Origin of the sequence: Bartonella sp. MU37NMGALS (assembly GCF_042194015.1) — a bacterium.
GTDB classification, from domain to species: domain Bacteria; phylum Pseudomonadota; class Alphaproteobacteria; order Rhizobiales; family Rhizobiaceae; genus Bartonella; species Bartonella grahamii.
Genome location: NZ_JBHIML010000002.1, coordinates 204,356 through 223,164 on the forward strand (window position 1 = coordinate 204,356; position 18,809 = coordinate 223,164).

Below are 18,809 nucleotides of genomic sequence, written 5' to 3' on the forward strand. Positions count from 1 at the left end.
TTCCTTCTTAGGAGGCTTTGCGGGAAATTTTAGCCGATATGAGAGAGAGGGGGGCATGAAGAAAAGAGCCTATGGATGAGAAATTGTGGGCGCTTTGCGAGGGGAAAAGCTGTCGGCTGAGTTTCACATTGGGGGGATTGAGGAAATGGAGGGAGAGGTAACTATTAGTGGCTTGGAGTGAATAGAAAGCATGTTGTAGAACGAACATGAGGCTTAGGAGGAAGAGAAGAAGCAGTACAGCATTGAGCAGAGGCAAAGTTTTATAAAAAGGAAAGAGCAGAGGAGGAAAAGCAAGAGGGGATTTGGAGTGAATAGAAAGCATGTTGGGAAATGGAGGAAGATGTTTGAAGGGGGAATTAAGACCGTTAAAGTTTGTTTACACGTATTGGGACACGTGTGTTCTGGGAGCTTTTGTGTTGCGTGTTAAGGGGGGGCATTATTTTACTCATGAAAGGGCAAGTGCTTTTTTATTGCGGTGACCATGATGCGCGTTATGTTTTCCTTCTTGGGGGGGAGCGTTTTGCGGGAAATTTTTTAGCCGATATGAGAGAGAGGGGGGTATGAAGAAAAGAGCCTATATGTGAGAAATTGTGGGCGCTTTGCGAGGGGAAAAGCTGTTGGCTGAGTTTCATTGGGGAATTGAGAAACCTGCGGGGGGGATGTTGGGGGGCAGTTTTTGTGTTTTCGGGGGCACAATACTTGAAGGATGCATTGAAGGATGCAGTCGCTTTTAGTCTGTGTGAGGGACACTGCTTAAACAGGAATACAGCTTAAAAAATGTGAATGTTTCAAAGAGAATATATTGCAAAAAAAACTTTAAAGGTGAAGGGGAGAAATACTATGCCAATCATTATCGATTGTGTTCAGGGAACAGAAGAATGGATGAAAGTGCGTAATGGTTTGATTACGGCTTCTTTGTTTGAGATGGTTATGGCACAAAAAAAACAGGGGCAAAAAACTTCACGATATCATAGTGTGATGATGAAATTGGCGGGAGAAAGAATTACAGGAAAAACCGTTGAGGAAGGAACAACAGTTTCTCAGCGACGCGGGACAGAATTAGAACCAATCGCACGACAGCTCTATGCAAAACTTACGCATACAGAACCTGAATGTATTGGCTTTGTTTTGGCAGATGATCGCGGACAAGGATTTTCTCCCGATGCTTTTGTGGGAGAAAATGGCTTATTAGAAATTAAAACAAAAAAACCTGAAATTTTGATCCCTCATTTCATGCAAAAGACTTTTCCAGCAGAACATAAAGCACAATGTCAAGGAGGGTTATGGATTTCTCAACGCGAATGGGTGGATTTAATGCTCTATTGGCCAGATATGCCACCTTTGATTAAACGTGCTTATCGTGATGAAGCGTATATTTACAAGCTGGAAAATGAAATTAGCCGTTTTAATGAGGCTTTGGAGAAGATGGTACAGCAAATTAAGTGTGTTGAGACAGGTTTTAGTATAAGGACAGAAATTGCTCTGAAGGAAAGGAAAAACAGAGAGCGGGGAGCGAATGCAAAGCGTCTGTTGGTGGGAAACACAAGAATGAGGCGGGCAAGAAAGGGATCTGTACAGCGTTGAGGAGGGGTAAAGTTTTATAAAAAGGAAAGAGCAGAGGGGGAAAAGCAAAGTGGGGTGTTTGAGGAAAGCGCAAGGAGGGAGCTTGGAATGAATATGAAAGCATGTTGGAAAATGGAGGAAGATGTTTGAAGGGGGAATTAAGACCGTTAAAGCTTATTTAGGCGTATTGAGCACCTTGTTGTTCTGGGAGCTTTTATGTTGAGTGTTAGGGAGGCACCAATAAATAAGGCAAGAGCTTTTCTTACTGAGAGAGTGCTGCGTATGATATTTTCGTTGATGGAGGATTCAATGGAGGTGATTGGTGTTTGCAGAAAAAGAGGAGAGGGGTAAGAGAAGAATAAACAAAAGAAGAATAAAATGGTGCTGCGAGAGAGGATTGAACTCTCGACCTCTCCCTTACCAAGGGAGTGCTCTACCACTGAGCTACCGCAGCCCCTTTTCAATCTTTGCGCTGTCTTGTGCCATATTGTCAGAAAATAGGCAAGAGAACATTTGTATATTCTTGCAAGAAAACGTATCTTATGTCATGACATATGTTTCTTATACGCTTGAATATTTAAGGTTATGAGTTGCTTGGATAGAAGCTCAACACTGTTTAAAAGGTTGCGCAATGACACAAATGCATCAAAAACAAAAACAAAATGAAATGAATCATCAAGATGAAAAAGCAAAACGACGTCAAGAAAGATTGGCGCAACAATTGCGTCAAAACCTGAAACGTCGAAAAGAGCAAAGCCGACAAAGAGCGCAAACAGAGCTCTAAAATGCAAAAAAATGTTTTTTAGTGAAGCTTTGCAACCAAACTTCTCAATAATTTGTTCTCATATTTAGAATGCGTTCTAAAACGATTAATAAAGCATAACTTCTCGAAGGGGGAAAAACCTTTGGAAGGGCAGGCACAAAGGAAAAGAGGGAAAACACGATGGATTCTATTCAAATTATTGGGGGAAAAAAACTTAAAGGAACAATTCCTATCTCAGGGGCAAAAAATGCTGCATTGCCTCTTATGATTGCGGCGCTTTTGACAGAAGAAACGCTCACTTTAGAAAATATTCCTCATCTGGCTGATGTCGAACTGCTTATTCGTATCCTCAATAATCATGGTGTTGGATATGCCGTTGATGGACAAGAGTTTAACGATGAGTGTGTGAATTCAAGAACAATTCATTTTACTGCGCAAAAAATAGCGACAACACGGGCGCCCTACGAACTGGTGAAAAAAATGCGCGCAAGCTTTTGGGTTATCGGACCTCTCCTTGCACGATGCTTAGAGGCTTATGTTTCGCTTCCTGGAGGATGCGCTATCGGAACCAGACCTGTCGATTTTATCCTTGAGGGGCTCAAAACTTTAGGCGCACAGATTACGATCGAAAATGGATATGTTCATGCAAAAGCACCAAGGGGGTTAAAAGGTGCTCACTATCGTTTCCCTAAAGTTACTGTTGGTGGAACCCATGTAATGCTTATGGCGGCGACATTGGCAAAGGGAACAACCTTTCTTGAGAATGCAGCTTGTGAACCAGAAGTGGCAAATCTTATTCGAACTTTGAATGCTATGGGGGCTCAAATAACTGGTGAGGGAACAACAACGCTTACAATTGAAGGGGTTAAAAAACTTAAAGGAACAAAAATACGCGTTATTGCTGATCGAATCGAAGCGGGGACATATGCAATGGCTGTTGCTATGACAGGAGGCGATGTCTTTCTTAAAAATGCAAATCCTAATCACCTCACAAAAGTGCTTAAGGTGCTCCAAAAAACAGGGCTCGAGATTCAAATAGAACCTCAAGGAATTCATGTTAAGCGAAATCCAAAGAACACCAAAATTATGCCTGTTGATATTAAAACAGGACCTTATCCTGCTTTTCCAACCGATCTCCAAGCGCAATTCATGGCGCTCATGACACGGGCTGAAGGCATTGCGCATATTACAGAGACGATTTTCGAAAATCGTTTTATGCATGTTCAAGAACTCAATCGTTTAGGGGCTTCGATAAAGCTTGATGGGCAAACGGCAACCGTTTATGGAACAGAGAATTTGCAAGGGGCTCCCGTTATGGCGACGGATTTGCGCGCTTCTGTTTCTCTTGTGATTGCAGCATTGGCAGCAAAGGGGGAAACAATCGTTAATCGTGTCTATCATCTTGATCGTGGATTTGAGAGATTAGAAGAAAAATTAGTTCGTTGTGGTGCAAAAATTCAACGCATCACAGTGTAATTCTCTTCAAAGGTATTCGGTCTCCCTTTAAGGGGCTTGATCTCAGACAACAAGGGTTGTTAATCCTCTCAATAAACGCGGGGCTCTCATGGTTTTGGAGTTTTTACGAGTTGGCATAAGCGTTTGAGAGGCGGGTGGGGCTTCATAAAACAAACAAATAGAGACTTGTATCATTGTTCTCAGTGTCGTTTACGGCGCTTATGACACGGGGTTGAGGGAACCACGCATATTACAGAGACGGTTTTCGAAAATCGTTTCATGCATGTTCAAGAACTCAATCGCTTGAGAGTGCAGATAAAGTGCCATGGGCGAGAGGGCAACTATCTCATGGAACAGAGAATTTGGAACAGAGAATTTGGAAGGGGCTCCCGTTATGGCGACGGTTTTGTATTTGCGCGCTTGTTGTTTCTTTTGTATTTGTGTTCGTTGTATTATCATTGTCAAAGCAAAGTATTAAAGAATATATATTCAAAATGATAGTAAATATTCACAGTATTTATTGTTTTTTAATATAAAAATATGGTAATAAAATAATTTATGTACTTTTATAGTATTTATAATTATTCAAGGAAAATAAAATGAAGAAGACTTTTAAATTATTGAGTGCTTTATTGATTATGATTGGATGTTATCAAGCTCAATTGCCTCAAACGATTGCAGGTACATGGAAAAAGTCTGGTGCAAATCAACTTGAAAAAAAAGTTCTTTATGATGACCCTGAAGATTTTCAGAATGACCCCGCTTATATAGAATGGTGTATAGTACATGACAAGAATCCGGAGTGTAATCCTTTAAAATCTCGCAATCCATGGAAGTTTAGTAGAACTCTTGGGCACGGGTATTGATGAAAAGGGCGATGTAATTTCTTTAATTGATGAAAAAATGAATATGGAAAACCTATAAAAGACGACCATAACAAAAAAGTCGCTTCATTCTTTAAAAGCTGAGGATGGCATTGTTAATGGGGTGCCGATAAAGTGCCCATGGACTAGAAGGAAATGCATCTCATAAAACAGAGTAGGGGTGCTCGTCATGACGCCTGATTTGTACGCTTTTTCTTGTCTTTGTTTTTCTTCCGCTTTAAAGGATGCATATTCCTGACTTAAGGGCTGTTTTGTAAAAAGTTCGGATTCTGTTGGCGCGGTTTGACCTACTCCTGACTACTCCATGTGGTTCACTTTAAAAAGGCTCTACGGGATAAGTCATGCCCATTTATTACACACTCTAAAAAAACACTTAAATATGTGAAGTTTTACATGCCTTATATCACGGCTCTAAACAACGATGTTTTACGGAAAAATATGATAAACCGCGCTTTTTTTCAGTGAACACTAATGCGTATTGTTATTGGTTTTTTTTCTGTTAAGAAGCCGATACAGTGTCGTAAAAGAATTAAGTAAGAAATTTAAATAGCGCGTGAAGCATCAAAGAAACTTTGGAAAAATTTTTGAAAAAATTAGTTTAGGAGAGCTTTTTATAAAAGCCCGTCTTAGAGAGGCAGATAAGTCTTTCATCTGAAGATGGCTTGCTTTATGTTTCAAAACTTGATAAAAATTCAAAAAATATAAAAACTTCGAAAAAAATAGGAAGAGAAGCTTTTTCTGATATGCGGGGGGAAAATGGTTAATAAATTAGACAAAAAACAGATTATATTTTTAGTATTGCCATTCATATTTTCAATCATTGTAGCTTTTTTGGTCAATATAACGATCAATAACATTACAGAAAATGGAACGACGCCTGATGCTTATTGGTTTGTAAGATCAAAGCCACTGGATATTTTAATCCTTATTGCACTTTCATGTTCTTCATTCATCTTATTACAAAAAAGGCATATCAGAAAAAATATCATTATTTCGTCCATGATCATCTTTGGTTTGTTTGCAGCTTATTATAGTGCAAATGAATATATCAGACTCAGTCCCTATGTAGGTCAAAATAATATGACATGGGCGGATGTTTTTCCTTTCTTTGATAGGATGGTTTTAGGGGGTGTTATTGTTGGCATTGTTATCCTTGGTTACACGATAAAACGATCATTACCTAAAGCTTCACCTTTGAAAAATTCAAAAAATACAATCTTTGGTGGTGTTCAATGGATGAGTATGAAACGCCTTGAAAAGATTTTTCCAAGTGATGGCGAAGTCGTCATAGGAGAGCGCTATAGAGTCGACGAAGATGTTGTTAAAGATGTCAAATTTGATCCTAAAGACAAAACTACATGGGGAAAAGGTGGTAGACAGCCATTGTTAACATACAAACTTAATTTTGATTCAACTCATATGTTATTTTTCGCTGGTTCTGGTGGTTATAAAACAACCAGTAATGTTATTCCAACTTGTCTCAAATATTCCGGTCCACTGGTCGTTTTTGACCCTTCAACTGAAATCGCTCCAATGGTAAAAAAAACAAGGGAGCTGTCAAAAAGAGAAGTATACGTTCTTGATCCTCATGGTTCTTCAACAAAAACTTTTAACCCTTTAGATTGGCTATTAGATGAAAATCTCCCCCTTTATGAAAGAGAAGCGGGTGTGGTTGAAGTTGCTAGACTCCTTCTTTCTGAAAACGACAAATCAACTTCGACTGATCAATTTTTTGTATTACAAGCACATAATTTGTTAACAGGGCTTCTTGCGCATATTGTCTTTTCTGATGAATACGCAGTAAAGGAAAAAAACTTAAAAACCCTTCACACGATCATGTCAATGCCAGAACCCTCTGTGATTGGAAAATTGCAATCTATACGATCAAATTCTTCATCGCAATTTATTCGTGAAACCCTTGGCGTTTTTACAAACATGGCTGAACAAACTTTCTCAGGTGTCTATGCTACTGCTGCAAAAGATATACAATGGCTTTCACTCTCTAACTATGCAGATCTTATCAGTGGTCATGATTTTAAAACTACCGATATAACAAAGGGAAATATTGATATTTTTCTAAATATCCCCTCAAAAATTTTAAAATCTTATCCAGGTGTTGGGCGTATCCTTGTTGGCTCTTTTCTCAGAGCTATGGAAGCTGCTAATGGTAATTATGCAAAAAGAGCGCTCTTTATTTTAGATAATGCTGATCTTTTAGGATATATGAACATTTTAGAAGAAGCACGTGATCATGGACGCAAATATGGTATATCTCTCATGCTTTTTTACAAGTCTGTAGATCAAATAGAACACTATTTCGGTTCGTCAGGCGTTATGACATGGTTTGAAAATTGTGCTTTTGTAAGCTATGCCGCAATAAAAGATATTAAAACTGCTGAAAATATATCTAAGGCATGTGGTCAAATGACCATTGAAGTGAAAGATTCAAGCAAACCTCTAGGAGGATTCCATACAAGAGGGACAGAAAATATAAGCACCCAGCATAGACCTTTAATATATCCACATGAAATAACACGAAACATGCGAAAAGACGAACAGATTATTCTTATGCAAGGGCAACCACCTATCCGTTGTGGACGCTCTATCTATTTTAGACGTAAGGATTTAACAGCTCTTACTAATGAAAATAGCTTTTCTTCTCAATAAAGCACTTGTTTTTTAGTTAAAATGAATAAAATATTGTTGTATTTTGGGATGATATAATTAGAGATAAATTATTTTTATAGTACATTTTTATAGTACAGTGGCTTGAAAATGGGGGAGTCATGAGCAGTCTTTCTGCTAAGAAGACAAAACACCAAAGAAGAAAGGTTAGATGCAAAACAGAGCATTGCTTCAACTATAATGCGTGGGGTGTTCAAGATAATACGTAGAATATTCGTTTGGATATTTAAAACAATACGTAGAATGTTGGCTGTGATATTTAAAAGGTTGCTTTACGCAATCTTCCTTATTTTATTATTCATTCGTAAACCAGTTTTTGCCTTCTTAAACTTCTTTGCTGGTGGCTTGGCTTTATTCCTATTTTTTCTTTTTTTCGGATACACAGCAGGAGCTGCACCCTATGAACACCAAACAGCAATGGTCATTGGTGGTATCATCATGATATTTCTTTGCTTGTTTGCTCATGATGCCTATGAAAGGTTTTTACTACGTCTAGCATCTCTTGATTATGATCTTATACTTATTTCAATAAATAGAGCTCACTTCGTTCACACATAATTTAATCAAAAATGAGAGGTTATCTGCCTCTGATAAAAATACAAATAAAGACTGTTTTTAAATTTTATTGCCAATTTCCTGAAATTACTTTATTGTAAGCGAATGTTTTGGTCGTCTACGCAGCGATCAACAGGGAATGAAAGACCCGAAACTTGAGACACGTATTTATCCAGCTTTATGGATATCCCGGATTTCCGGGAGCTTTTGTTATGTCCAGGTGCGTCTGCGCACTAAAAGCAAAAGGCTGAGTCAAGTTTCAGCTCTTTCAACTCCCGGAATACTTATGCGAGGGCGCTCGCAACCGGTAGGGGAGCTTGAAGTGAAAGCTAAAAATCCACACTTTAACGACATTTCGATAGGCAGAAAAATTCGCTTTAAAAGAACAATGCTGGGGATGTCGCAAAAGCAATTAGGCAGCCAGTTAGGTGTGACGTTTCAACAAATCCAAAAATATGAAAAAGGCTCTAATCGTATAGGGGCGGGGCGTTTACAAGAAATTGCTGATATTCTCAATGTTCCCATTTCCTTTTTTTATTCCGATCTCTCAACAAAGGAAAACGCCTTGGATCCTTATGATGAAAGGATCTCGAGTAAAGAAGAGCAAGTCCTTTTGAAAAGCTTTAGAGAGCTTAAACCTAAAAAGCAGAAGGCAATTTTGTGTTTGATTGTCTCATGAGATAAAAACACTGTTTTAAATTTATTGCTGGTCTCCTGAAATTATTTTATGAACAAGAACGAGGGTTCTCGTTGTACAGTGCGGTTGAATGGTGGAGCCCAAAGCCTGAAAATCCAAGCTGAGACATTAGCCTGCTTTATAAGTATCGCGAGATTCCGGGAGTTTTTGCCATGTCCAGGTGCGTTCTAGCACTAAAAGCAAAAAAAGCTGACTGAACTCAGTACTTTCAGACTCCCGGAATACGCATAAGAGGCGCTCGCAACCGGCAGGGGAGCTTGAAGTGAAAGATAAAAATCCACACTTTAACGACATTTCGATAGGCAGAAAAATTCGCTTTAAAAGAACAATGATCGGGATGTCGCAAAAGCAATTAGGAAGCCAGTTAGGTGTGACGTTTCAACAAATCCAAAAATATGAAAAAGGCTCTAATCGTATAGGGGCGGGGCGTTTACAAGAAATTGCTGATATTCTCAATGTTCCCATTTCCTTTTTTTACGCTGATCTCTCAACAAAGGAAAACGTCTCAACTTGTGATGATGAGATCGGAAGTAAAGAAGAGCAAGTCCTTTTGAAAAGTTTTAGAGAGCTTAAACCTAAAAAGCAGAAGGCAATTTTAAGATTAATTTTTTGTTAGAATAAAGAAAAAATTAAAGAGGCTCTTGCTAAATAATAAATTATTCTATAAACCCTTTTTTAGAGAAGGGGGTTAGCATTTCTCCTCCCCCCCCCCCGCAGAAATGTCCAAATAGAACCTCCTTCTCGTCATTTTAGAAATCATGAAAATTTGGACCTTTTCCCTTTTTAAAGAGTGACTTATTTGTGTTAGAAAAGTTGCTGTGTTAGGCAAATTGGAAGGCGTGGTGTTTTTAGGGATTTGGGAAGGGCTTGAAAAGTCATCTTGCCAAAAAGAGTTCTCAAAAGGAAACATTGGAGAGCAATCATCCAAAGGGCGCCCAGTGGAGAGCGATCATCAAAGGGGGCGGCTTAAAAGAAGCTACCAAAAATCTGGAACTTCAGGCTTTAAATGAGGACCAATCCGTACTGCCGAGACCTTTTCTGCTAAACCTGTGCGGTCTGAAATCTCAACCGCTAAACCACAAAGGGTGGCGGGACCACATGCCGGTTCAAAACGATCTTGCTTCGTCTTATAAAGAAAACGGTGTAAGGGTTCTTCTTTGTCCATTCCTAGAGATGAGTTGTAATCTCCACACATGCCTGCATCCGTTAAATAGGCGCTCCCACCTTCTAAGATCTGCGCGTCAGCCGTGGGAATATGCGTATGCGTGCCAACGATAACACTCACACGACCATCAAGAAAATGGCCAAAACATTGCTTCTCGCTTGTCATTTCTGCGTGAAAGTCAAAAATAACCGTATCGGCTTGCTCCATCAACGAACAGGCTAAAAGAATATTTTCTGCTGTTTCAAATGGATCTTCTACTTTGCACGGCATAAAAACGTTGCCTAACAGATTGGCGACAAGAACACGGGCTCCATTTTTTGCTGTAAAAATACCTACACCTCTTCCAGGAGTTTCTTTCGAAAAATTGGCAGGGCGTAAAAAACGATCACTCTCATGGGCATACTGCAATGCTTCTTTGTGAGAAAAAGCATGATTGCCCGTGGTGACAACATCAACACCGGTCATCAAAAGATCTTGATACGTTTCTTGTGTGAGACCAAAACCACCAGAGGCATTCTCACCATTTACCACAACAAAATCAAGCTGCCACTTCTCAATCAGTTGAGGAAGGTGTTCAAAAACAGCTTTACAGCCTGTGTTACCAACAATGTCACCTAAAAATAAAAAACGCATAGGCGCTTTAATCACATTTTAACATTTTAAGAAACCTTTTTCTGTAAAAATCCCCTGTACCTGTAGATCATGTTCTGCTGCGCGAATAGAGGAAACCTCCTGACATGAAAATCCTATGCCCCATAATGTTATTTGATGTCCTTGTTTTTCAAGAGCTTCAACCGCACGGTCATAATATCCTCCTCCATAGCCAAGACGGTGACATTGACGATCAAATGCAGAAAGCGGAACAATAATATTATTGGGGACAACAACGCTACTGTCTGCACTTGGACCAAAGGTGCCAAAACGCATGGGCTCTAAAATCGTGTTGGGCGAAAATGCACGGAAAACCATGGTGGTGGAATCAAGCACTGCTGGTAAGGCTAAACGTCCGCCGCGTAACGCTACAGCATCCAGTAAAGGACGCGGGTCAATTTCCGATTTAATGGGCCAATAGCCTGCTAAAATGAGCTGTGAAAAATTTGTCCCCTTTTTTTCAAGGTATTCAATAAAGTGGCAACAAGCACGCTGCGAAAAGAGTGCCCGCTCTTCTGTTAAAAGAGCATCACGACGCGATAAACCGCTTTTTCGCTGCTGTGTACGAAGGGATAAAGCCGATTCACAGAGGGGATTATGTGTCATTGTCTCGCCAATTGTTTTATAAGATGCTGGTATTTTATCCATTGTTGGCGTTTTGTAAATCTCTGTGTGGACAAGAGCTGTGCTCATGAAAAAATGTGCGCTCTTATGGTAGGGTATCTTGATACGACAAGCTGCTTTTGCGCTGCTTGCTGTGCAAAGGGATGAAGCAGATTCACAGAGGGATTATTTTTGTAAGTGCTGTCTGTTTTATAAAATAAAGCTCAACGTAATTTTTATTTCTTGAAAAGAGCATATCGTCATTGGTCTTATGTAAAAGGACGCTCTCAATTTTTATCTGGAAAAATTTTGATGTAAAAAAGGGTGATCCACAACAGCCGATGGAAAAAGCTGATCCCGGGAACCTATACAAATAGGTGGGCGCCATATGAAAAAGCCCACGGGCTTGATCAGGGACAGCTCCCTTGGAGATCATTAAGGTCTCAGGAATACGTTATTTCCTGTCGAGAAGCGCAGAACACCCTCCTTAATATAAAACAATTTCAGAGTTTCTGCTAGAGATAAAATAACCTCAATCTCTTATTTTTCATAAAGTTTTTTCAGGATGATTCTATAACCTTGCGGGTGGCTGCTAGAAATGGCTGTATGATATATAGAATGCTTTATTCAAAGTAAAAAAAGCAAAAAATATGAGTGGGAGTGGGTGATTGAGTGAGGCATAACGGTTTATTGGCAATCGCTTGATTTTTATGTTTCGCGGGAATACTTGGGGGAGCTTTGAAGGGGAATATTTTTTATTCAAGGATGTTTGTTAACTGACGTTGCGTCTTTGAAGTTTTTGCCTCGTGGGGAATATTTCAGTGCTGTTTTATCAACTTTGAGGGCAAATTGTGAACGCTTTTCGTTTCTATGATTTTCTAAGTGTAAAAAGGTATCTCCAATCATGGGGTGAAGGCTATGAGAGTGTTCGTGAAGAGCGAAATATAGTAAAAGATAAATATTTTTTGTCTTTAGAATGAAGTAAACACAATAAAGAGGTGATAAAATCTAAAGAGGGAGGAAACATGAGACTTATCAACTTTAGAAAATTATATACTTTTACTTTCAAGGCGACAATTAAAGAACCTGTTAAGCCCTATATGGTTTCAATTGTTAATGTTGAAGATCTAACAGATATCACTGTTTTTACAATAAACGATGGTGATCCTGTTAGACTTTTTTTAGAATTTGTGAAAAAAATAGAAAACAGTACAAGATTTTATGCTTATAACCTAAACTATGATTATGCTATTATTCGATCATGGTGTCATTTTAATCAAAATGATCTTATAACACCTAAATTTTATGATTTTATCTCGCAAAAGGATAGAGTTCTTAGATCGGAACTTGCATTTCAATCAAATAAATCAAAAAGAGTTTATCTATTCGATTCATTAGAGTTATTTTTAGTTCCTTTACAAGACATAATAACAGCTTTTACCGATTTAAAACAAAGTGAATCTTCTCTCTTTGAGTGCATTGATGATGTTATTATTCATCAAAATGATATCGACTGCTGTGTGAATGAAAGCAAGGGATTAGCCATTGCTCTCAAAAAAAGACTCCAATGGGGAAGAAATAAAATGACTTTTGCAGCTGATGCTAAAGCTGTATGGTCAGAAAAAATGTTTAAAAAATTTACAAAAATTAAAGCAGAAACATATTTATTCCCATCTTTAGAAGAAGGTGATGATTATATTTTTAGAAAAGCAAATGACGGTGGTTTTTGTTTTTTTAATAGATATATGGGTAAATTCATAAATAAAGAAATTGAAATTTATGATGTCAATAGTATGGGCCCTGCTATGATGTTAAAACAATTACCTATAGGGGCACCTCTTTATAAAAAAGGTAAAATTGAAACTAATGACTTACACCCTCTAGGTCTTCAAAGATTTTATATAAACTCAGCAGAATTAAGAGAAAACAAAATACCTATTTTAAATAATAACACACAATCATCATCTGGGGGTGTTGAATATTTACAAATTTTATCTGAATACGAATGTGAACATAAAAAAATATTCATGTTAACATTACAAGAATTTGAATTGTTTAAACAATCTTATCACTACCAAAATTTGGAATTATTAGATGGTTATCTCTTTCAAGCAAGAGATGACCTTTTTACTGATTATATTGATGAATTTTTTGAATTGAAAAATTCTTCAGATAAAACAATCAGCAGAATAGGAAAAATGTTTCTTAATTCATTATGTGGAAAAATGGCTGAACGTCCTCATAGAATTAAAACATATATCGAATTTGAAAATGATGTTCTTAGATTTATTTGGGGTGAAACAATATTCCAAAAATGTGGTTATTTGCCAATTTCTTTATTTGCTGGAAGCTATGCTCGTATGTTTTTAATTGAGTCTATTTACAAAATTGGACTTGAAAATTTTATCTATTGTGACACTGATAGTATCCATTGTTTCAAAACTGAAAATGCTAAAAAATTAGATATTCATCCCTCTAAAATAGGGGCTTGGAAATTAGAAAATAAAAAGAAAATTATAGCAGCTAAATATTTAGCTCGTCGTCGGTATTGTTTGCAATTTGAAGATAATACTTTTCAAGCCGTTTGCCCATATATACCTTCTGACAAATTAACGCCTCACATCAAGTCATTGGATGATTTTCAACTTGGTAAAAGCGTTAAAATGACAGGTTTTAAAATGGGTGTTGGTGGTCTATACCCAATAGAAAGATTTGTTTCAATTTAAAGGAAAATAGGAAAGTGACTATACTGGGAGATGAAAACGTGCATGGAAAGGCGTGAGGGTATCAAATTTTATCCTGTTATGGCGTAACATACTGTTATTTACTGGCAATATAAGGTTGCTATCCTTGATAGGTTCAATGTTTTAATGTGTGTGGTCAATGTCCTTAAGTTTAAGAAAATCCCATATGTGGGAAACCAAGAGAAGTCTACTAGAATTCGGATTGTTTACAGTCCGAAGCGGGTTAAGAGACTTCGTGCTTTAAGGTGTGGGGAGGATATTCATTGGCAATCGCTTGATTTTTATGTTTCGCGGGAATACTTGGGGGAGCTTTGAAGGGGAATATTTTTTATTCAAGGATGTTTGTTTAACTGACGTTGCGTCTTTGAAGTTTTTGCCTCGTGGGGAATATTTCAGTGCTGTTTTATCAACTTTGAGGGGTGGAGAAGAGCCGATACGGTATGTTCTCTGCTATGGTTGAAGCTCATAAAAATAAAAAAAAGGCGATAATAGTTTATCAAAGGGCTCAGCGATGTTTTAAGTTTTTTTCAAAAAATATTTTTTGAGGATCGTGTTTACAAAATTTTTTTGTCCATGATGGAGAGATGTGAAAAAAGAGGCGGTGTGAAGAGGACTCAAGCGTGAAGCGTTTGCTTGCTAGGAGAAGAAATTCTTTAAGGGGTATATTGGAAGTGTTTGGACGCTTCCTTCAATACAAAAAAGGTCAAAATTCAAAAAAGACATTTTCAATTGCGTGGGGTGGGGTCAATTGCGTGCGGGGTGTTTGAGGGCGTGGTTATGAGCAGGGGGCTTTGAGTTTATTGAGTGGAATGTAAAGCAGGCTTGCGTCTTATCCAAGTTTGAAAAGATGCGTAAAGCATCTCGTTTTTGAATGGTTTCAAAGAGCTTGTGGTGATTGTTCGTCTAACAGAGCTTGTACGCGCTTTTGAATTCTGCGCATTTGTGGGTAATATTCTAATGCGGTTTCATAGGCTTTAAGAGCCAGTTTTGGACGCTCTGTTGCTTCCATGGTAACGCCAAGTTCAAAAAAAGCTATATAGTTGCGCGGCTCAAGTTCAAGAGCATGGTTGAGATCAAGCATGGCAAGCTTGAAATCGTTTAGTTGAATGTGAATCCAAGCGCGCCTTACCCAAGCTTCAGCGTGAGTAGGTAAAAGTGCAATAGCATTATCAATATAATCAAGTGCAAGTCCATAATCGTCGCTACTGATTGCATTTTCAGCCCATGACATTAAAAGATCAATCGTCTCACTCCCCGATTGGGACCACAAATGTTGAAGTTGTTGACTGATCTTTTTTGCTTGAGAAACATCAGCACAATATTTCAACTCTTTCAGTAAACGTAAAATTTCGGCTTCTTTGCGTTGCTTAACTCTGTCAATATGGGAAAGCTGCTCTTTGTCAAGATCTTCAAGAATAACCGCAGACAAATCAGAATCGGAGGGCGTTGAGGAAGGGGGAGGAGAATTGGGAATAAGATCATCTAAGGGTAAAAGCGATTGTGGAGAAGGCCGATCTTCAGGAAGCGAAGGAGGATTTTGCCCATAGCTCGAGGGAACAAAACAAAATATGCCAACAAAAAAAAGAAAAAAAACGCGACTGAAAATACAGAAAAAACGCGACTGAAAAAATCGAAAGGTTTTTAAAAAAATAGAAGAATCCATAAAAACAAGCCCCCAAAAGATAAATCACCAAATATTATCAAATACTAGACTTGTAATCAACGAACTTATAACCAACCGACTCGTAACCCAAAAAATCTTAAGAAAAAATTTTTAAGCCTACAAAAAGTAGGCATAAAAACATTAACCAAAAGAATTAGCCTTGACGCGCTCTAAAACGAGGGTTCGTCTTATTAAGAATATAAATACGACCCTTACGACGCACCAAACGATTGTTACGGTGGCGCTCCTTTAGTGCTTTAAGCGAATTTTTAATTTTCATCATATTCACCGTTAAACAGTTTACGTAACACAATACTATGATACAACATTAAAACACAAAAATACAACACCGCAACCCCAATACACTGTTCACTCAATGAACATTGCATTGCGATATTGTACTTGCATCATAACATCACACGATACACTTTTTCACTGTGATCACAAAAAGAAAAACGCACCCTTAAGGTACGCATTAACACACTTCATTAGCACAACGAATAAGTGAAAATTGCAAAAAAGTAAGGAAGATTTAACAAGAAGTCTTATTCTTGTCAAGGGTGTATTATACATTTCCTATGGTGGGTTAATGGTTTCCTTGAAAGTAAAAATATTCTCGCAAAAGAAGGACAAAGAGTGGAAAAAAGTAAAAGCTTCTCATTTGTGAGAAAATAATCTTGTTTTTCCGTAAAATATCATCGTTTAGTAAGGTTCATGTAAAATTGATACCATGAGGTGTTTTTGTTAGTGTGTGTGATGATATTCTTAAGGCTTATTCTTAAAACCTAGAAAATAAACCGCATGATGATGACAAATGGGATGAATTGTTAAGGATAAATTTCTATTGTTCAGAGCAAATAAGAGCCTCGCGTAGAGTTATGATTTTTTCATTGCCAATCTGTATATCTCATAGCATTTGCTGCTTGCATATCACAAGCGGGATTGGTGTATGGATGAAAACACTTGAAGATCAAGGAATAAAACAGTTCTTTATGAATCCTTTCAAGTGCAAGAGAGTGTTGCAACATTGGGGATTGGCAAAGCGGTGTGATGAGGCTGGCGTTTACGCTTCATAAGCTTGAAGAAGGGTGGTGCGCTATGAATGTTTAAGCGATTTTACCCGAGAGCTTTTATGCTCTATGATGGGGGGTGGTTTTGAAGTGGTGGCAATGTGCATTGGCCAAGTGTTTCTTTAAAAGAAGCGCGTGTTAAAATAAGTGCGTGTTAAAATAAGTGCGTGTTAAAATAAGTGCGTAAATTGGTAACACAAGCGTCTTCTGTTTGAGGCTTTTTATTTTATGTGAGGGGTGAGAGGATGTTTGGGAATGGATAAGCTTCGTACTGTAATCATATCCTGTAATTATATCTTTGACGTGGAGATTAAGAACGGAGCGGAGCGCTTGGCTCTTTTAATGAGGGATTAAATCTGTGCTGTTAGAATGAAAGATTATGCATAAATTTCTCTTTGAAGGCAATAGCTTATGCTTATTTGAAACCCCATTGTTTCTACGTGTATTTCTACGTGGGGTGGGTTGCTGGATATTGTCAAGCGGATGGGGAATTCAAATTATCCGGTGAGAGAGACAGTATACTGAGAATACACTTTGGCTCTTGAATGTGGATAGTTTGAATTCCTTTTAATATCCATGCTGTAGAAAAATTTGACCTTCCCAAGGGTGGTCTATGATGATGTTTATTGAAAGAGTGAAAGCTTTACATTGTCTGGTGATAGACGTAATAAAAGTATGTCATAATACCAATTTATATACATGTTGCAAATGCCAAAGAGAGCTGACGTAATGAGCATTGGTATCCCGATCAATAGGGGCAGTGACTCTCTTCCTCCTGTGAGGTATATTAGACAAAGAATTCCTGTCATTAATAAAAAGATTATCGACAGGATTTTCGTTACGAAAACAATGGGTTTCCGAAAGGTTAGAAGAAAGAGGAACAACATGTGTCTAAATGGACCCCCTTTACGTTTTTTGGGAGGAACAGACTGTGCCTCATTTAAAGTTTCTTCATTGTTTTCATTTTTGAGTTTGTTTGAAGAGATACCCTCCATTATTTTCCCCTTTTGTATGATATTTTTGCTATAAAAAGATCTAAGTTTGTGCTGAACGTTAATCACATATTAAGATAAGATACAAGCGAAATTATTTTATTATTTTTAGGAATGAAGTATTTTTTCGCACAATGAGCGTTTTAAAGGTAATAATAGTATTAAAATGGTAGTATTAAAAAGTATAATTTAGCTTTATCAAGATCATAAAATAAACATTTATATTTAGTCAATTAAGGGTGCTGTTAGGTGCTCTTGAAAGAAGCTTGCAGCGCGAAAAAATTGGAACTTCGTGAAGTTGCGGGTCGGTTAATCTTGACGAATGTCATTGCTGAGCAGGATAGAGAGTTACAGACAGTCTTTTGTGGTTGATTATAGAGTATGCGTAAACAAAGTGCGTTTACGATAAGGGAGTTCATAAAGAACTGTGCGGGATGCAATAAAGGGATGTCATAAAACCAATGAGCATTATACGGTGGTGATGCGCCTTATAATTTATTGTTTTAACAGGATTAAAAGGTGCGAAAATGGATGCGCTGAAAAGAGAGGGGGCGTGAGAGAAGAAAAATTGATCTGTAAAAAAGCAATTTAAGCTGTTGGGGAGAAGTTCAGGGAAGCTTTTTCGAGAAAGATGTTGGGCGGATTAACGAAAGGAGAAGCTCCTCTATTCGTTAAGGAAAAAAGAGAGGAGAAAAAGAGGAAAGTTTCTATGCTGAAGAGGCTACCTTCTGGCTGATATTGGGCTTCGTTTGCGAGAGTTGTTTGGGGAGAGTCATACGTTTTACCTCTCAGCGATTTTATGAGAAAACAAAACTCATGCTTTTGTGAAAATGCTTTTGTGCAAAAATAAACATAAGAAGAGAGGCTAGAGACAATAAAAGCGCAATCGTTGGGATTGGTATCTATGGGCGCAATAGATCAATAGATCAGTTTATTTCCTAAAGATTGGGATTAAAAGGAAAATGAAGAGGCTGCCGTTATCATGGGGGAATAATGATGCTTAGAGGTAACATGTTGGATGAGGGGATGATGTTTTTGAGAAAAAAAGGGGGGACAGAGTTTTGGGTGGGAAAGAAGGGTTGAAAGGGGTTGGGGAGCGTTTGTTGAGCCGTATGGATAGTCAATCGGTGTGGGGTGAAGATTTGTTTTTGAGGGGGGATGAGATGTGAAATGGTTTGTGGGCGAGAAGAGGTGATGTTTTTAAAAGAGCAGGGCTTGTAGGAGGGTGTGGAGGGGCTGGCGGGGCGGGGGGCCCTTTTCAGGGGAAAGTTAAAAGGTTAGGGGGGCGGCGCGCTTTGAGCCGCTGGATATCGGTGTGA

15 protein-coding genes, 1 tRNA gene, 1 other RNA gene and 1 pseudogene are annotated in these 18,809 nt (G+C 38.2%); 12 read left to right on the top strand and 6 right to left on the bottom strand.

What is annotated here, in order from left to right; genetic code table 11:
- Nucleotides 1-840 precede the first annotated feature (840 nt).
- Nucleotides 841-1,584, top strand: coding sequence for a lambda exonuclease family protein (locus ACFIJP_RS02295; RefSeq protein ID WP_375625352.1), 744 nt, complete (start codon nucleotides 841-843; stop codon nucleotides 1,582-1,584).
- Between the two features lie 358 nt (nucleotides 1,585-1,942).
- Here ACFIJP_RS02295 and ACFIJP_RS02300 read toward each other — a convergent pair.
- Nucleotides 1,943-2,017: transfer RNA gene (locus ACFIJP_RS02300), tRNA-Thr, on the bottom strand.
- Between the two features lie 177 nt (nucleotides 2,018-2,194).
- Here ACFIJP_RS02300 and ACFIJP_RS02305 point away from each other — a divergent pair.
- The 8 genes and pseudogenes from ACFIJP_RS02305 (at nucleotide 2,195) to ACFIJP_RS02340 (ending at nucleotide 9,218) form a co-directional block, all read left to right on the top strand.
- On the top strand, nucleotides 2,195-2,347 hold the full coding sequence (locus ACFIJP_RS02305) for a hypothetical protein (RefSeq protein WP_015856869.1): 153 nt from the start codon (nucleotides 2,195-2,197) through the stop codon (nucleotides 2,345-2,347).
- Between the two features lie 159 nt (nucleotides 2,348-2,506).
- Nucleotides 2,507-3,802: a UDP-N-acetylglucosamine 1-carboxyvinyltransferase gene (murA, locus tag ACFIJP_RS02310; protein WP_375625353.1), complete on the top strand. Its 1,296-nt coding sequence runs from the start codon at nucleotides 2,507-2,509 to the stop codon at nucleotides 3,800-3,802.
- Between the two features lie 188 nt (nucleotides 3,803-3,990).
- Nucleotides 3,991-4,190, top strand: a pseudogene (locus ACFIJP_RS02315) (UDP-N-acetylglucosamine 1-carboxyvinyltransferase); the annotation flags it as partial.
- Nucleotides 4,191-4,380: 190 nt separating this feature from the next.
- Nucleotides 4,381-4,647: a hypothetical protein gene (locus ACFIJP_RS02320; RefSeq protein WP_375625354.1), complete on the top strand. Its 267-nt coding sequence runs from the start codon at nucleotides 4,381-4,383 to the stop codon at nucleotides 4,645-4,647.
- 774 nt (nucleotides 4,648-5,421) lie between these two features.
- Nucleotides 5,422-7,332: a Ti-type conjugative transfer system protein TraG gene (gene traG, locus ACFIJP_RS02325; RefSeq protein WP_375625355.1), complete on the top strand. Its 1,911-nt coding sequence runs from the start codon at nucleotides 5,422-5,424 to the stop codon at nucleotides 7,330-7,332.
- A gap of 261 nt (nucleotides 7,333-7,593) precedes the next feature.
- Entirely contained in the window at nucleotides 7,594-7,908 is a 315-nt protein-coding gene (locus tag ACFIJP_RS02330; RefSeq protein ID WP_375625356.1) for a hypothetical protein, read from the top strand.
- Nucleotides 7,909-8,227: 319 nt separating this feature from the next.
- Nucleotides 8,228-8,584: a helix-turn-helix domain-containing protein gene (locus ACFIJP_RS02335; RefSeq protein WP_375625357.1), complete on the top strand. Its 357-nt coding sequence runs from the start codon at nucleotides 8,228-8,230 to the stop codon at nucleotides 8,582-8,584.
- A 280-nt stretch (nucleotides 8,585-8,864) separates the two neighbouring features.
- Entirely contained in the window at nucleotides 8,865-9,218 is a 354-nt protein-coding gene (locus ACFIJP_RS02340; RefSeq protein WP_375625358.1) for a helix-turn-helix domain-containing protein, read from the top strand.
- A gap of 360 nt (nucleotides 9,219-9,578) precedes the next feature.
- Here the strand turns inward: ACFIJP_RS02340 and ACFIJP_RS02345 are convergent, their stop codons facing one another.
- The 3 genes from ACFIJP_RS02345 to ssrS all read right to left on the bottom strand — a co-directional run bounded on the left by ACFIJP_RS02345 (nucleotide 9,579) and on the right by ssrS (nucleotide 11,504).
- Nucleotides 9,579-10,400, bottom strand: coding sequence for a TIGR00282 family metallophosphoesterase (locus ACFIJP_RS02345; protein ID WP_375625359.1), 822 nt, complete (start codon nucleotides 10,398-10,400; stop codon nucleotides 9,579-9,581).
- 18 nt (nucleotides 10,401-10,418) lie between these two features.
- The gene (locus ACFIJP_RS02350; RefSeq protein WP_375625410.1) at nucleotides 10,419-11,024 is read right to left on the bottom strand and encodes a 5-formyltetrahydrofolate cyclo-ligase; all 606 of its coding nucleotides are present in this window, start codon (nucleotides 11,022-11,024) and stop codon (nucleotides 10,419-10,421) included.
- A gap of 319 nt (nucleotides 11,025-11,343) precedes the next feature.
- A non-coding RNA gene (ssrS, locus tag ACFIJP_RS02355) (6S RNA) lies at nucleotides 11,344-11,504 on the bottom strand.
- A 542-nt stretch (nucleotides 11,505-12,046) separates the two neighbouring features.
- On the opposite strand from ssrS, the gene ACFIJP_RS02360 reads away from it, so the two are divergent.
- Nucleotides 12,047-13,747, top strand: coding sequence for a DNA polymerase (locus tag ACFIJP_RS02360; protein WP_375625360.1), 1,701 nt, complete (start codon nucleotides 12,047-12,049; stop codon nucleotides 13,745-13,747).
- Between the two features lie 895 nt (nucleotides 13,748-14,642).
- On the opposite strand, the gene ACFIJP_RS02365 is transcribed toward ACFIJP_RS02360, so the two are convergent.
- Together ACFIJP_RS02365 and ykgO are read right to left on the bottom strand one after the other, a co-directional pair.
- A complete protein-coding gene (locus tag ACFIJP_RS02365; protein ID WP_375625361.1) occupies nucleotides 14,643-15,428 on the bottom strand; it encodes a tetratricopeptide repeat protein in 786 nt (261 codons plus the stop codon).
- A gap of 154 nt (nucleotides 15,429-15,582) precedes the next feature.
- Nucleotides 15,583-15,708 carry a type B 50S ribosomal protein L36 gene (gene ykgO / locus ACFIJP_RS02370; RefSeq protein ID WP_013545486.1) on the bottom strand — a complete coding sequence of 42 codons (126 nt, stop codon included), beginning with the start codon at nucleotides 15,706-15,708 and terminating at the stop codon, nucleotides 15,583-15,585.
- A 2,031-nt stretch (nucleotides 15,709-17,739) separates the two neighbouring features.
- Here ykgO and ACFIJP_RS02375 point away from each other — a divergent pair.
- Together ACFIJP_RS02375 and ACFIJP_RS02380 are read left to right on the top strand one after the other, a co-directional pair.
- Nucleotides 17,740-17,862 carry a hypothetical protein gene (locus ACFIJP_RS02375; RefSeq protein ID WP_375625362.1) on the top strand — a complete coding sequence of 41 codons (123 nt, stop codon included), beginning with the start codon at nucleotides 17,740-17,742 and terminating at the stop codon, nucleotides 17,860-17,862.
- Between the two features lie 803 nt (nucleotides 17,863-18,665).
- Nucleotides 18,666-18,809: a hypothetical protein gene (locus tag ACFIJP_RS02380; RefSeq protein ID WP_375625363.1), complete on the top strand. Its 144-nt coding sequence runs from the start codon at nucleotides 18,666-18,668 to the stop codon at nucleotides 18,807-18,809.

Excerpts from the sequence above, each read along its gene's own strand:
- ACFIJP_RS02295 (WP_375625352.1), top strand. The coding sequence starts at position 841 with ATGCCAATCATTATCGATTGTGTTCAGGGAACAGAAGAATGGATGAAA.
- ACFIJP_RS02305 (WP_015856869.1), top strand. The coding sequence starts at position 2,195 with ATGACACAAATGCATCAAAAACAAAAACAAAATGAAATGAATCATCAA.
- murA (WP_375625353.1), top strand. The coding sequence starts at position 2,507 with ATGGATTCTATTCAAATTATTGGGGGAAAAAAACTTAAAGGAACAATT.
- ACFIJP_RS02320 (WP_375625354.1), top strand. The coding sequence starts at position 4,381 with ATGAAGAAGACTTTTAAATTATTGAGTGCTTTATTGATTATGATTGGA.
- traG (WP_375625355.1), top strand. The coding sequence starts at position 5,422 with ATGGTTAATAAATTAGACAAAAAACAGATTATATTTTTAGTATTGCCA.
- ACFIJP_RS02330 (WP_375625356.1), top strand. The coding sequence starts at position 7,594 with ATGTTGGCTGTGATATTTAAAAGGTTGCTTTACGCAATCTTCCTTATT.
- ACFIJP_RS02345 (WP_375625359.1), bottom strand. The coding sequence starts at position 10,400 with ATGCGTTTTTTATTTTTAGGTGACATTGTTGGTAACACAGGCTGTAAA.
- ACFIJP_RS02350 (WP_375625410.1), bottom strand. The coding sequence starts at position 11,024 with ATGACACATAATCCCCTCTGTGAATCGGCTTTATCCCTTCGTACACAG.
- ACFIJP_RS02360 (WP_375625360.1), top strand. The coding sequence starts at position 12,047 with ATGAGACTTATCAACTTTAGAAAATTATATACTTTTACTTTCAAGGCG.
- ACFIJP_RS02365 (WP_375625361.1), bottom strand. The coding sequence starts at position 15,428 with ATGGATTCTTCTATTTTTTTAAAAACCTTTCGATTTTTTCAGTCGCGT.
- ykgO (WP_013545486.1), bottom strand. The coding sequence starts at position 15,708 with ATGAAAATTAAAAATTCGCTTAAAGCACTAAAGGAGCGCCACCGTAAC.